Annotated in this window: 13 protein-coding genes; 8 read left to right on the plus strand and 5 right to left on the minus strand. The window is 72.7% G+C overall.

Annotation, left to right across the window (positions count from 1 at the left end):
• Positions 1-1966: DEAD/DEAH box helicase (locus ACZ3ZD_RS04130; RefSeq protein ID WP_467393198.1), on the minus strand; the 1966-nt coding region annotated here is incomplete at its 3' end.
• Between the two features lie 503 nt (positions 1967-2469).
• On the opposite strand from ACZ3ZD_RS04130, the gene ACZ3ZD_RS04135 reads away from it, so the two are divergent.
• Complete coding sequence (locus ACZ3ZD_RS04135; RefSeq protein ID WP_467393200.1) at positions 2470-3216, plus strand: ferritin-like fold-containing protein; 747 nt, start codon at positions 2470-2472, stop codon at positions 3214-3216.
• A gap of 126 nt (positions 3217-3342) precedes the next feature.
• Here the strand turns inward: ACZ3ZD_RS04135 and ACZ3ZD_RS04140 are convergent, their stop codons facing one another.
• The 4 genes from ACZ3ZD_RS04140 to ACZ3ZD_RS04155 form a co-directional block, all read right to left on the minus strand.
• The gene (locus ACZ3ZD_RS04140; protein WP_467393202.1) at positions 3343-3612 is read right to left on the minus strand and encodes a hypothetical protein; all 270 of its coding nucleotides are present in this window, start codon (positions 3610-3612) and stop codon (positions 3343-3345) included.
• A gap of 168 nt (positions 3613-3780) precedes the next feature.
• Positions 3781-4008 carry a DUF3107 domain-containing protein gene (locus ACZ3ZD_RS04145; RefSeq protein WP_030346231.1) on the minus strand — a complete coding sequence of 76 codons (228 nt, stop codon included), beginning with the start codon at positions 4006-4008 and terminating at the stop codon, positions 3781-3783.
• Between the two features lie 134 nt (positions 4009-4142).
• Positions 4143-4784, minus strand: a complete 642-nt coding sequence (locus ACZ3ZD_RS04150) for a TetR/AcrR family transcriptional regulator (RefSeq protein WP_467393204.1) — start codon at positions 4782-4784, stop codon at positions 4143-4145.
• Between the two features lie 165 nt (positions 4785-4949).
• Positions 4950-5192 carry a hypothetical protein gene (locus tag ACZ3ZD_RS04155; RefSeq protein ID WP_467393207.1) on the minus strand — a complete coding sequence of 81 codons (243 nt, stop codon included), beginning with the start codon at positions 5190-5192 and terminating at the stop codon, positions 4950-4952.
• 201 nt (positions 5193-5393) lie between these two features.
• Between ACZ3ZD_RS04155 and ACZ3ZD_RS04160 the strand changes: the two genes are divergently transcribed.
• The 7 genes from ACZ3ZD_RS04160 (at position 5394) to ACZ3ZD_RS04190 (ending at position 13626) form a co-directional block, all read left to right on the plus strand.
• Positions 5394-6386: an alpha/beta fold hydrolase gene (locus ACZ3ZD_RS04160; RefSeq protein ID WP_467393209.1), complete on the plus strand. Its 993-nt coding sequence runs from the start codon at positions 5394-5396 to the stop codon at positions 6384-6386.
• Between the two features lie 8 nt (positions 6387-6394).
• A complete protein-coding gene (locus ACZ3ZD_RS04165; protein ID WP_467393211.1) occupies positions 6395-7909 on the plus strand; it encodes a DUF3152 domain-containing protein in 1515 nt (504 codons plus the stop codon).
• Between the two features lie 57 nt (positions 7910-7966).
• Entirely contained in the window at positions 7967-8062 is a 96-nt protein-coding gene (locus ACZ3ZD_RS04170; protein WP_309550493.1) for an Ms4533A family Cys-rich leader peptide, read from the plus strand.
• A 192-nt stretch (positions 8063-8254) separates the two neighbouring features.
• On the plus strand, positions 8255-9973 hold the full coding sequence (locus ACZ3ZD_RS04175) for an ABC transporter substrate-binding protein (protein WP_467393213.1): 1719 nt from the start codon (positions 8255-8257) through the stop codon (positions 9971-9973).
• A gap of 4 nt (positions 9974-9977) precedes the next feature.
• On the plus strand, positions 9978-11018 hold the full coding sequence (locus ACZ3ZD_RS04180) for an ABC transporter permease (protein ID WP_467393215.1): 1041 nt from the start codon (positions 9978-9980) through the stop codon (positions 11016-11018).
• Positions 11015-12013, plus strand: coding sequence for an ABC transporter permease (locus tag ACZ3ZD_RS04185; protein ID WP_467393217.1), 999 nt, complete (start codon positions 11015-11017; stop codon positions 12011-12013). The genes ACZ3ZD_RS04180 and ACZ3ZD_RS04185 overlap by 4 nt, the downstream gene beginning before the upstream one ends.
• Entirely contained in the window at positions 12010-13626 is a 1617-nt protein-coding gene (locus ACZ3ZD_RS04190; RefSeq protein WP_467393219.1) for a dipeptide ABC transporter ATP-binding protein, read from the plus strand. Before ACZ3ZD_RS04185 ends, ACZ3ZD_RS04190 begins: the two co-directional genes overlap by 4 nt.
• The last annotated feature ends 210 nt before the right edge of the window (positions 13627-13836 follow it).

A 13836-nucleotide genomic window follows, 5' to 3' on the forward strand; every position in this document is an offset into this window, starting at 1 on the left:
CTTCGGCGGCCTCGGGCGCGGCTGCGGTGGCCTTGCGGGTGCGGCGCGGCTTGGTCTCCGTGCCTTCCGCGGTGTCCACGGCGGTGGCTGCCGTCTTCCGGGTACGGCGCGGCTTGGCCTCGGTGGCCTCGGCGGTGTCCACGGCGGTCTCGGCGCTGGCCGCGGTCTTGCGGGTGCGCCGCGGCTTGGCCTCGGCTTCCGCTTCGGCCGGCTGCGGTGCCGCCTCGGCCACGGGAGCCGGCTCGGCCGTCTTCCGGGTGCGGCGGCGCGGCTTGGTCTCCGCGAGCGGAGCGGCCTCCGGCTCCGAAACCGGGCTGCCCGGGACCACGGACTCGGTCACCCGCTCGGCCACAGGCGCGGCCACCGGGGTCACGTCCGCGGTCGGCTCGGTCGCCGGGGTCTCCGACGCAGTCGGCCTGCGGGTGCGGCGGCGGCGCGGCTTCTCCGGGGTCTCCGGCGCGGCGGGATCCGGCACCGTGACCGTGATCACCGTCTCGTCGGCGGCCTCGTCGGACGCCGTCGGCGCCACGGCGGCCGTCGGCTCAGCCGACGCCCCACCGCGGGTGCGGCGCCGGCGGCGCGGGGTACGGCTCACGGCCGGAGCCTCCTCCGTGCCGGCGGTCTCGGCGACCGGCGCGGCGGCGGAGGCGTCCAGCGGAGTGCCACCGCGGGTACGGCGGCGCCGGCGCGGCGTACGGTCCTGACGCTCCCGCTCGACCGGGGCCGGCTCGGCACGGCCGGCGCGGCCACCACGGCCCCGCGCGCCCCGCCCACCGGTCTCGCCCAGGTCCTCCAGCTCCTCCGCGTCCAGACCGGCACGGGTCCGCTGCGCACGCGGCAGGGTGCCCTTGATGCCCTGGGGGATACCGAGGTCGGAGAACAGGTGCGGGGAGCTGGAGTAGGTCTCCACCGGGTCGTTGAAGTCCAGCTCCAGCGCCTTGTTGATCAGCTGCCAGCGCGGGATGTCGTCCCAGTCGACGAACGTGATCGCCGTACCCTTGGCGCCCGCGCGGCCGGTGCGGCCGACCCGGTGCAGGAACGTCTTCTCGTCCTCGGGGGACTGGTAGTTGATGACGTGGGTGACGCCCTCGACGTCGATGCCGCGCGCGGCCACGTCGGTGCACACGAGGACGTCGACCTTGCCGTTGCGGAAGGCCCGCAGGGCCTGCTCGCGGGCGCCCTGGCCGAGGTCGCCGTGGACCGCGCCGGCCGCGAACCCGCGGCGCTGCAGCTGCTCGGCGATGTCGGCGGCCGTCCGCTTGGTACGGCAGAAGATCATCGCCAGTCCGCGGCCGTTGGCCTGCAGGATGCGGGCGACCATCTCCGGCTTGTCCATGTTGTGCGCGCGGTAGACGAACTGCTTGATGTTCGCGACCGTCGCGCCCTCGTCGTCCGGCGCGGTGGCGCGGATGTGCGTGGGCCGGGACATGTAGCGGCGGGCGAGGCCGATGACCGCGCCCGGCATGGTGGCCGAGAACAGCATGGTCTGGCGCTTGGCCGGCAGCATGTCGATGATCTTCTCGACGTCGGGCAGGAAGCCCAGGTCGAGCATCTCGTCGGCCTCGTCGAGGACCAGGCACCTGACGTGCTTCAGGTTCAGCTTCTTCTGGCCCGCGAGGTCGAGGAGCCGGCCCGGGGTGCCGACGACCACGTCGACGCCCTTCTTCAGGGCTTCCACCTGCGGCTCGTAGGCCCGGCCGCCGTAGATCGCGAGGACCCGCACGTTACGGACCTTGCCCGCCGTCAGCAGGTCGTTGGTGACCTGGGTGCACAGCTCGCGCGTGGGGACGACGACGAGCGCCTGCGGGGCGTCGGTGAGGTCCTCGGGGGTGGCGCGTCCGGCCTCGACGTCGGCGGGGACGGTGACGCGCTCCAGGAGCGGGAGGCCGAAGCCCAGCGTCTTGCCGGTGCCGGTCTTGGCCTGGCCGATGACGTCCGTGCCGGAGAGGGCGACGGGGAGTGTCATCTCCTGGATGGGGAAGGGGGTGATGATGCCGACGGCTTCCAGGGCCTCGGCGGTCTCGGGAAGGATTCCGAGTTCTCGAAACGTCGTAGTCAGGGTGCTGCCTCTTCTGTGTGCGCGGTGCGAGGCGAGCGCGGGGGGTCATGTCTGACCGTGCCGGGGACGTCGGCTGCCGTACGGACGAACCACTCGGGCAAGCCGTATGACACGGGACCTCTGCCGACGCTCTAGCGCTCGAACCGCTGAGGGGTCCCTCCTGACGTCGTACGATCACTGCCGTACGGCCTTGGAGGGCTGTCGGGTCGGAGCCGATCGGGCCACCGACCGGGCATCCTCATGCGTGCGGCCTGTCGCGACACGTCGAACATCGTCGACGCACTCTGGCAGGCGCAATACCACCATACCCCGGATTCGCGCACATGCGATGGCCGGTTTGGTCACGTAGTCGTGGTCACACTGCTTGACCAGGGCTTGAGCGGGGCGGCGAGCGGACTATTGTGCGCCTCATGACTAGCTCTGACAAGCCTGAGAACGCGTCCGCCGTATCCGCCGAACCCACCGGTGTCGCCGCCCAGGACTGGGCGCAGGCCGCCGCCGACCCGCAGTACCGCGCCGCCGTCGTGGACCTGCTCGGCGCGCTCGCGTACGGAGAGCTGGCTGCGTTCGAGCGGCTCGCGGAGGACGCCAAGCTGGCGCCGACCCTGGCGGACAAGGCCGAGCTGGCCAAGATGGCCTCGGCCGAGTTCCACCACTTCGAGCGGCTGCGGAACCGGCTGGCCGAGATCGGCGAGGAGCCGACGGCCGCGATGGACCCGTTCGTGGCCGCGCTCGACGGCTTCCACAGGCAGACCGCGCCCTCGGACTGGCTGGAGGGCCTGGTCAAGGCGTACGTCGGCGACTCGATCGCGAGCGACTTCTACCGGGAGGTCGCGGCCCGGCTCGACTCCGACACGCGCGAACTGGTGCTGGCCGTGCTCGACGACACCGGGCACGCCGGGTTCGCCGTGGAGAAGGTGCGGGCCGCCATCGACGCCGACCCGCGCGTGGGCGGGCGGCTGGCGTTGTGGGCGCGGCGGCTGATGGGGGAGGCGCTGTCGCAGTCCCAGCGGGTGGTCGCCGACCGGGACGCGCTGTCCACGATGCTCGTGGGCGGGGTGGCGGACGGGTTCGACCTCGCTGAGGTCGGCAGGATGTTCTCGCGGATCACCGAGGCGCACACGAAGCGTATGGCTGCGCTGGGCCTCGCGGCCTGAGAGCGGTGCGCCCCGCGGGGCGGGTGCGCGTCGTTCCGCGGCCGCGGCCGCGGGGGCGTGCGGGGGGCTCGCGCGGTTCCCCGCGCCCCTTCAGGGCGTGCAGCCCCTGCTTGCCGAAAAGGGCCCCTATGCCGTTGCCGATCGGCGGCCCAGACGGCCTGCCGGGCGGAGCAGCAGGGAGAGGGACGCCACCGAGATGACCGCGGCGCCCAGGAGGCTCAGCAGGGCGGTGCCGGGGCCCAGGGCCGTGTGGGTGACGAAGTCACCGAAGAGGGCTCCGGCGATGCCCGTGGTGTACACCAGCGGGCGGGCCGGAAGGCGGTGGGCGAGCCGGTGCGCCGCCGCCCACGCCAGGATCAGACCGAGCACGGCGGAGCCGAGTGCTTCCAGGATCATGTCGGGGTCCCTCCCACGGCCGGTCTGGCTCGACGGTCGTAGCCCGTCATACCCGTGACCTGCGGATTGCAATCCTGCGCTGTGAGGGACCTGTGCTCCGTTCGTGTGTACGCGACACGCGAGGGGCCCGGCGGCACACGGCCGCCGGGCCCCTCGGGCACCTGTCGCCTACAGCGCGCCGAAACCGACCTTGCGCACGGTCGGCTCGCCGATCTCCACGTACGCCAGACGGTCCGTCGGCACCAGGACCTTGCGGCCCTTCTCGTCCTGGAGGCTGAGCAGCCCGGTCTTCCCGGCCAGCGCCTCGGCCACGATGCTCTCGACCTCCTCGACGCTCTGACCGCTCTCCAGAACGATCTCGCGGGGCGCGTGCTGCACGCCGATCTTGACCTCCACGGCTATGTCCCTCCGACGGTCAGTGATGTGCGCGATCAACCGCGCCGTACCCAGCACACATTAGCCCGGTGAGGGGACGTGCACGGCGCGGGTGGGAACGCCAGGAGCGAACAGCGTGCGGGAACAAACGGCCGTCAGTGGTGCTCGGTGCCGTGCAGCGGGAAGCCGGCGATGCCCCGCCAGGCCAGCGAGGTCAGCAGCTGCACCGCCTGGTCCCGCGGGACGCTGCGGTCGCTGTGCAGCCACGAGCGGGCCACCACCTGGGCGAGCCCGCCCAGACCCGAGGCCAGCAGCATCGACTCCGCGCGCGACAGGCCCGTGTCCTCGGCGATGACGTCGCAGATCGCCTCGGCGCACTCGGTGGTGACCTTGTCGACGCGCGCGCGCACGGCGGGCTCGTTCGTCAGGTCCGACTCGAAGACCAGCCGGAAGGCGCCGCCGTCGTCCTCCACGTAGGCGAAGTAGGCGTCCATGGTCGCCCGGACGCGCTGCTTGTTGTCGGTGGTCGACGCCAGCGCGACCCGCACCGCCTGGATCAGCGACTCGCAGTGCTGGTCCAGCAGGGCGAGGTAGAGGTCGAGCTTGCCGGGGAAGTGCTGGTAGAGCACCGGCTTGCTCACGCCGGCCCGCTCGGCGATGTCGTCCATCGCCGCCGCGTGGTAGCCCTGCGCGACGAAAACCTCCTGAGCGGCGCCCAGCAACTGGTTCCGCCGGGCACGGCGCGGCAGACGCGTGCCCCGTGGGCGCGCCGCCTCAGTTTGCTCGATGGCTGTCACGCCGCCTCCCAAAGTCGTCCACATGCGGTGTCGGCCGCGCGGCCATCGTACTTTTCGGTAACCCTGGTGTGCGCGGTGCGAGCGCAGAATTTCACGTACCGGACGGCGGCGAAAGCCGTGCGGCCCGTCCGGTACGGCCGGCCGGGCCCGTGTGGACCTTCCAGGTCAGCGGTAGTCGTCCTCGTCCAGCGCGACCACGCGCGCCTGTTCGACCAGATCGGCCACGTTCCCGCGAGCCGGGTCCATTCCGGCCAGCGGGTCGTCGCGGTCCGGCGCGATGTCCGCGTGCTGCTCGGCGGCGTCCGCCTCCGGCGCCTCGACGTCGCGCTCCTGCGCCGCCTGCGCGTCCAGGTTCTCGTCGGCCTCGACGTCCTCGACCGCGTCGGGCTCGGTGGGGTCATAGTCCATGGTGGGCTCCCTTCCTACGAACGTCCCCGGATAGAGCAGGGGGCCACACGGGGGTGCCCTCTGTACGAGCCTAGGAGACAGCTGATCCGGACGCCATGCCGTCAGGCCCGTTTCGCCGCACCGGGTCACCGGCCCGGTACCGGTTCACGCTGTGATGGCGAACACATGAGCCACTACGTGATCACCTCGTAACATTGGCGCATGTCTTCGACCGAGTCGCCGTCCGTGCCGGCCGCCAGTGTGCTTCCGAGGGTGGCGCCCGTCCGGGTCGGCGACGGCGAGCGGCTGCGGTCCGTCGGCCTGCCCGGCGTCACCCTGACGGTCCGTTCCCGGCCTCCCGCGCGCGAGGGCCTGCCGCCCGCGCTGTACGTCCACGGGCTCGGCGGCTCCTCGCAGAACTGGTCGTCCCTCATGGCCGAGCTGGACGGAGAAGTCGACAGCGAGGCGGTCGACCTGCCGGGCTTCGGCGACTCGCCGCCCCCGGACGACGGCGACTACTCCGTCACCGGGCACGCGCGCGCGGTGATCCGCTACCTCGACGCCGCGGGCCGCGGCCCGGTCCACCTCTTCGGCAACTCGCTCGGCGGCGCCGTCGCCACGCGCGTGGCCGCCGTACGACCCGACCTGGTCCGTACGCTCACGCTCGTCTCGCCCGCCCTGCCCGAGCTGCGGGTGCAGCGCTCCGCCGTGCCGACGGCGCTGCTCGGCGTCCCCGGTGTCGCCGCCCTCTTCACCCGGCTCACCCGGGAGTGGACGGCCGAGCAGCGGGTGCGCGGGGTCATGGCGCTCTGCTACGGCGACCCGGACCGGGTCTCGCCGGAGGCGTTCCGGCATGCCGTCGAGGAGCTGGAGCGGCGCCAGCAACTGCCTTACTTCTGGGACGCGATGGCCCGCTCCGCGCGCGGGATCGTCAACGCCTACACGCTCGGCGGGCAGCACGGGCTGTGGCGCCAGGCCGAGCGGGTACTGGCCCCCACGCTGCTGGTCTACGGCGGCCGGGACCAGCTCGTCGGCTTCCGCATGGCCCACCGGGCCGCCCGCGCCTTCCGCGGCTCCCGGATGCTGTCCCTGCCGGACGCCGGGCATGTCGCGATGATGGAGTACCCGGAGCTGGTGGCCGGCGCGTTCCGGGAGCTTTTGGCACAGGCGAACGGCTCCGGCGCTGCCGCCGGCGCCGCGGGCGCGAGGGGCTGAGGGCCGGGGTGGGACGCCACAGCCGCCGCGGACCGGCCCCCAAGGGCGACTCCGCGGACATATCCGCAAGGCGGGACCAACGGGGCGCACGCTCCGACGACGACAGGGACCGCCCGCCCGGGCCGTCGGACGCCCCCGCGGGGCCGCGGGGCGCCGGGCGCGCTGCGCCTTCGTTCCCCGAGGGTGCCGCCGCGGGCGATACGCCGGGGACTCCTGACGGGTCGGGGGCTCACGGCCGTTCGGGGGCTCCCGAGCGCGCCGGTTCCGACGGCACCCGCGCGCGGGGCGTGCGGCGGCTCGCGGACAGTGCCGCGGCACAGGGTCTGTCCCGGCCTCCGGACGGCACTCCGGCGCGGGGCGTGCGGCGGCTCGCGGACGGTACCGCGGCACAGGGCGTCTCCCGGCCGGCCGACGGCACTCCGGCGCGCGGTGTGCCGGGATTCGGGGGTGTCGCGTCCGCGACCGGCGTGCGAGGTGGGCATCCCGAGCAGCGGGAAGCCGGCGGAGGCTGGGGGGAGTTCGGCGGGCCCGGGGCCGGTAGCGGCGGGCCCGGTGTCGTGTTGCCGCGGCAGCGGCAGGCGGAGTCGGGAGCCGCGGGCCCGGGCGGGTCACGGCGCCGCACCGGCCCCCGGCAGGAGTACGTCGAGGCCTTCGAGGACACCGGTGACCGCCCCGCGGCGGGCGAGGACACCGTCCCCACCCGGACCTCCGCGTCCGGCGCCGGCGTGCCCGCGCAGCGCGGCGGGACCAGGGGACTGGCCTTCACCGGCATCGCGGCGGCCGCCGTCACCACCGTGCTCGCGGTGGTCGTCGCCGGACAGGTGACCAAGGCGCAGGACGACGCCACGCGTTCGCAGTCCGCCACCGGCCACGCCCCGCACACGGGTGTCCCGACGCCCGCCGCCACGCCGAGCGCGACACCGCTGACGTACGACCAGAAGATGGCCGAGAAGTACCCGCTCGGCGCCAAGCTGGCCGGACCGGGGAAGTTCGACGCGGTGCCCGGCTTCGACAAGGCGCCCGGCACCGGCCGGAAGTACCGGTACCGCGTCGACGTCGAGCAGGGCCTGGGGCTGGACGGCGCGTTGTTCGCCGAGGCCGTGCAGCAGACCCTGAACGACCAGCGCAGCTGGGCGCACGACGGCGCCATGACCTTCGAGCGGATCTCCTCCGGCAAGCCCGACTTCGTGATCACGCTGGCCAGTCCCGGCACCACCGCCACATGGTGCGCCAAGTCCGGCCTGGACACCACGGAGGACAACGTCTCCTGCGACTCGGCCGCGACCGAACGCGTCATGATCAATGCGTACCGGTGGGCTCAGGGAAGCAAGACATACGGTGACCGGATCCATGCGTACCGGCAGATGTTGATCAACCATGAAGTCGGCCACCGGCTCGGCCACGGCCACGTCACCTGCCAGAAGGACGGCGAGCTGGCGCCGGTCATGCAGCAGCAGACCAAGTTCCTGGACCACGACGGGATCCACTGCCGGGCCAACCCGTGGCCCTACCCCAGGAGTTGACAGCCGCCACTTATGCCACGTTGACACGGGGGCGTATGTGCGTTCATATTTCTGCCCATGTGGTCTAGTCATGCCGTCTGCAGCAGCGCCGCCATCGAGCTGGCGCTCATCGGCGTGACCGCGCTCTGCGTGGCCGACATCCACTGTCGCTGACGCCGCCTCCCCGGCGTACGCGTCGCGACCCTTTTTCTCTCTTCCTGTCCGTGACCGTGTCACGGACTTTTCGACGACCCGACGCCGGGGCCGACGTCTGCCCGCAGCCGTCTCACTCCTCGTCCACATGTCTCACCCCTCGAGAAAACCTCGATCAACCCCGTCACGTCACCCCGAGAGGTCGTCACTCCGATGCGTCAACCGTCCGTCATAGCGCGCCGCGTGGCAGCGGCATCCGTCAGCCTGGTCGTGGCAGCGGGCGCCGCCGCCTGCGGCCCGGAGGACAGCGATGCCAAGGGCGCCGGTGGCGACTCCACGCCCCACAAGGGCGGCACGCTCACGGTCCTGAACAGCGAGCCGCAGACCGACTTCGACCCCGCGCGCCTGTACACCTCCGGCGGCGGAAACGTCCCCTCGCTGGTCTTCCGCACCCTCACCACGCGCAACCGGGAGAACGGCGCGGCCGGCGCCAAGGTCGTCCCGGACCTCGCCACCGACACCGGGCGCCCCAACAAGGACGCGACCGTGTGGACGTACACCCTGAAGAAGGGTCTGAAGTACGAGGACGGCACGCCGATCACCTCGGCCGACATCAAGTACGGCATCGAGCGCTCCTTCGCCCCCGAACTCTCCGGCGGCGCCCCCTACCTGCGCGACTGGCTGGCCGGTGCCGCCGACTACCAGGGGCCGTACAAGGACAAGAAGGGCCTGTCCGCGATCGAGACGCCGGACGCCCGGACCATCGTCTTCCACCTGGACAAGCCCGAGGGCGAGTTCCCCTACCTCGCCACGCAGACGCAGTTCGCCCCGGTGCCCAGGAGCAAGGACACCGGCACCAAGTACGAGGCGCACCCCGTCTCGTCCGGCCCGTACAAGGTCGTCAAGAACGAGAACGACGGCGAGCACGTCCTGCTGGCGCGCAACACGCAGTGGTCGGCGGCGACCGACGAGGAGCGCAAGGCGTACCCGGACACCATCGACGTCCGCTCCGGCCTCGACTCCTCGGTGATCAACCAGCGGCTGTCCGCGTCCCAGGGTGCGGACGCCGCCGCCGTCACCACGGACACCAACCTCGGCCCGGCCGAACTCGCCAAGGTGACCGGCGACAGGGAACTGGCCGCGCGCGTGGGCACCGGCCACTTCGGCTACACGAACTACCTCGCCTTCAATCCGAAGGTGAAGCCGTTCGACAAGCCCGAGGTGCGCCAGGCCATCGCCTACGCCATCGACCGGTCCTCCGTGGTCAACGCGGCCGGCGGCAGCGCCCTCGCCGAGCCCGCCACCACCTTCCTGCCGAACCAGAAGTCCTTCGGCTACACACCGTACGACCCGTTCCCCGCGGGCGCGTCCGGCAACGCGGCGAAGGCCGAAGAGCTGCTGAAGCGGGCCGGTTACGGCAAGGGCCTCACCATCACGCTGACCCATTCCAACGCCAAGGACTTCGAGACCAGCCCGGAGATCGCCACCGCCGTCCAGGACGCGCTCAAGAAGGCCGGCATCACGGTCAGGCTGCAGGGCCTGGAGGACAACGACTACCGGGACAGGATCCACAGCGTGAAGACCGAGCCCGGTTTCTTGCTCGCCCACTGGGGTGCCGACTGGCCCTCCGGCGGCCCCTTCCTCGCCCCCATCTTCGACGGCCGGCAGATCGTCAAGGATGGAGCGAACTTCAACACGGGCCAGCTCGACGACAAGTCGGTCAATGACGAGATTGACGCGATCAACAAGTTGACCGACCTTGACGCCGCCGCCCGGCGGTGGGGTGCACTGGACAAGAAGATCGGCGACAAGGCCCTAGTCGTGCCGCTGTTCCACCCGGTCTACAAGCGCCTGTACGGCTCGGACGTCAAGAACATCGTCATCAGCGACTGGACCGGCGTGCTGGACATCTCCCAGGTCGCGGTGAAGTAGCACCGTGAGCGAGGCACTTGCCGCCGTCGAGACCGCCGGGCCGGACGTCGCCGTACCGGCGGTCTCGGGGGCACCTCAGTTCTGGCGGCGGCTGCGGGCGCAGCGCGCCGCCCTGGTCGCCGCGGCCGTCGTCGCGCTGCTCGTCCTGGTCGCGCTCGCCGCGCCGCTGCTCACCGCCCTGGAGGGCCAGGACCCCACCAGCTACCACCCCGCCCTGATCGACTCGGCGCGCGGAGGCGTGCCCATCGGTTCCCTCGGCGGCGCGGGCGCCGACCACTGGCTGGGCGTCGAACCGCAGACCGGACGCGACATGTTCGCCCGGCTGGTCTACGGCGCCCGGGTCTCGCTCGGCGTGTCGCTGGGCGCCACCCTCGTCCAGGTCCTGCTCGGCGTCGTCATGGGCGTGGCCGCGGGCCTGGGCAACCGCTGGGTCGACCTGGTCCTCAGCCGCGTCACCGACATCTTCGTCTCGATGCCCCTGATGATCATGGCGCTCGCGCTGCTGGCCATCGTGCCGGCGGGCTTTCCGCGGCCCGTCCTCGTCGCCCTGATCATCTCCCTGGTCTCCGGGTGGGCCACGATGGCGAAGATGGTCCGCGCGCAGACCCTCGCCCTGAAGAACCTCGACTACGTCTCCGCGTCCCGGCTGAGCGGCTGGAGCACCTGGCGGACCGCCGTACGCGAACTGCTCCCGGGCCTGGCCGCGCCGGCCATCACCTACGCCGCGCTGCTGATCCCGCAGAACATCAGTGCCGAGGCGGCCCTGTCCTTCCTCGGCGTCGGCGTGAAGCCGCCCACCCCCTCCTGGGGCCAGATGCTCACCTCCGCCGACGTCTGGTACCAGGCGGCCCCGCAGTACCTGCTGCTGCCCGCGCTCGCCCTGTTCGTCACCGTGTTCGCGATGACCGTCCTCGGCGACGGCGTCCGCGTCGCCCTCGACCCGCGTGCCGCCTCCCGCCTGCGCGTCGGCACCGGCCGCAAGCGGGAGGCCCGCGCCGGGGCGGCCGTACCCGCCGGCGCACCACGGAAGGAGGAGCGGCCGTGAGCGGCTTCACCGGCTTCGTCCTGCGCCGGGCCATCGGCGCGGTGATCACCCTCTTCGTCCTCTCGGTGATCATCTACGTCGTCTTCTACGTCACCCCCGGCAACGTCGCCCAGATCACCTGCGGCCCGCGCTGCTCCCCGGCCCAGGTCCACCAGGTGGCCCAGCAACTCAACCTGGACGACCCGCTGTACGTGCGCTACTGGCACTTCCTGCAGGGCGTCTTCGTGGGCCAGGACTTCTCCACGGGCACCTCCGTGGAGCACTGCGCGGCGCCCTGCCTCGGCCAGTCGTACCGGACCGGCCAGCAGGTCACCGACATCATCCTGACCAAGCTGCCGGTGAGCTTCTCGCTGGTGCTCGGCGCGATGGTGATCTGGCTCGTGCTCGGCATCGGCACCGGCGTGCTGTCCGCCTGGCGGCGCGGCCGGCTCTCCGAACGCCTCCTGACCGCGGTCACCCTCGCGGGCATCGCCACGCCCGTCTTCGTCATCGGGCTGGTCCTGATGATCGTCGTCTGCGGCGAACTCCAGCTGCTGCCCTTCCCGCAGTACGTGAACTTCACCGACGACCCCGAGCAGTGGGCCTGGGGCCTGCTGCTGCCCTGGCTCTCCCTCGCCCTCATCGAGGCGGCCAACTTCGCCCGGCTGACCCGGGCGTCGATGCTGGAGACGCTGGCCGAGGACCACATCCGCACCTTCCGGGCCTACGGCGTCAGCGAGCGCGCGGTCATCGCCCGGCACGCGCTGCGCGGCGCGACGGCCTCCGTCATCGCCCTCAACGCGGTCACCTTCGGCTCGGCCGTCGGCGGCGCCGTCCTCACCGAGACCCTGTTCGGCCTGCCCGGCATCGGCCAGGAACTGGTGCACGCGGTGAAGGTCGTCGACCTTCCGGTGGTCGTCGGCATGGTCCTGGTGACCGGCTTCTTCGTGGTCCTCGCCAACGCCGTCGCGGACGTCCTGTACGCGGTGGCCGACCGACGGGTGGTGCTCGCATGAGCCTGGTGGAAGCGACGGACCCGAACCTGGTGGACGTCACCGGCCTGACCGTCGAGTTCGGCGCGCTGCGCGCCGTCGACGGCCTGTCCTTCAGTCTGGCGAAGGGCGCCGCCCTCGCCCTGGTCGGCGAGTCCGGCTCCGGCAAGTCCACGGTCGCGGGCGCCCTGCTGGGCCTGCACCGGGGCACCGGGGCCCGGGTCGGCGGCTCGGTGCGGGTGGCCGGCACCGACGTACAGGCGGCCTCCGACGAGGAGTTGCGCCGGCTGCGCGGGGCCGGGGCCGCCATGGTCTTCCAGGACCCGCTGTCCTCGCTCGACCCGTACTACGCGATCGGCGACCAGATCGCCGAGGTCCATCGCGTCCACGCGCGCGTGTCGCGGCGCGCCGCACGCGCGCGTGCCGTGGAGGTCTTGGAGCGGGTCGGCATCCCGGACGCGGCGCGGCGGGCCCGGTCCCGCCCGCACGAGTTCAGCGGCGGCATGCGCCAGCGCGCCCTGCTCGCCATGGCCCTCGCCTGCGAGCCCGAGCTGCTGATCGCGGACGAGCCGACCACCGCGCTCGACGTCACCGTCCAGGCGCAGATCCTCGACCTGCTGCACGGGCTGCGCGAGGAGACCGGCATGGGACTGCTGCTCGTCACCCACGACGTGGGCGTGGCCGCCGAGAGCGTGGACGACATCCTCGTCATGCGGCACGGCAGGGCCGTCGAGCGCGGCCCGGTCGGCACGGTCCTCGCGGCGCCCGCCGAGGCGTACACCCGCGAACTCCTCGACGCCGTCCCGCGCGTGGACGCCCGCCGGACCGGCTCCCCGGCCACCGACGAGGTGGTGCTGGAGACGGTCGGCGCGCGGCGCGAGTTCGGCCGCGGCAAGCGGGCCTTCGCGGCCGTGGACGACGTCTCGGTGACCGTCCGGCGCGGCGAGACCCTCGGTGTGGTCGGCGAGAGCGGCAGCGGCAAGACCACCCTCGGCCGCATGCTCGTCGGGCTGCTGGAGCCCACCGCGGGCGAGGTCCGCTACGCGGGAAGTCCGCTCACCGGGGTGAACCCGGCCGTCCAGATGGTCTTCCAGGACCCCGTCTCCTCCCTCAACCCGCGCCGCAGCGTCGGCGAGTCCGTCGCCGACCCGCTCCGCGCGCGCGGAGAGCGCGACGAGCAGCGCGTCCGGGACCGGGTGAGGGAACTGCTGGAGCGGGTGGGGCTGGACGGGGCGCACTACGACCGCTACCCGCACGAGTTCAGCGGCGGGCAGCGCCAGCGCATCGGCATCGCGCGGGCGCTCGCCGCCGAGCCGCGCGCCATCGTCTGCGACGAGCCCGTCTCCGCGCTCGACGTCACCACCCAGGCCCAGGTGGTCGCCCTGCTCGGCGAACTCCAGCGGGAACTCGGCCTCGCGCTGGTCTTCATCGCGCACGACCTCGCCGTCGTCCGCCAGGTCAGCGACCGGGTCGCGGTGATGCGGCGCGGCCGGCTCGTGGAGTACGGGCCCGCCGACGAGGTCTACGACAGCCCGCGCGAGCCGTACACCCGGCAGCTCCTGGCCGCCGTACCCGCGCTCGACCCGGGGCTGGCGGCCCGGCGCCGCGCCGCCCGGCGCACACCGGCAGTGGTGTGACGTTCCGCGCCCGGGTGATCACTGTGTGATCCCTTAGCGCGGCGAAACGCGTCCCGCACGCGAAAGTTACGACCGTTCACCCCTTTTGGTGGTGGGGCGGGCCACCCGCCCGCGCCCCCCCCCCAAGTGCGGCTACCGTTGTGCCCCGGCGAGCCGCCGGGGCCCCCCCCGCGCCCCCCACCGGGGCTGGGGGGGGGGCACCGGGGCCAA

It is taken from the genome of Streptomyces sp. NPDC023481 (assembly GCF_055560195.1).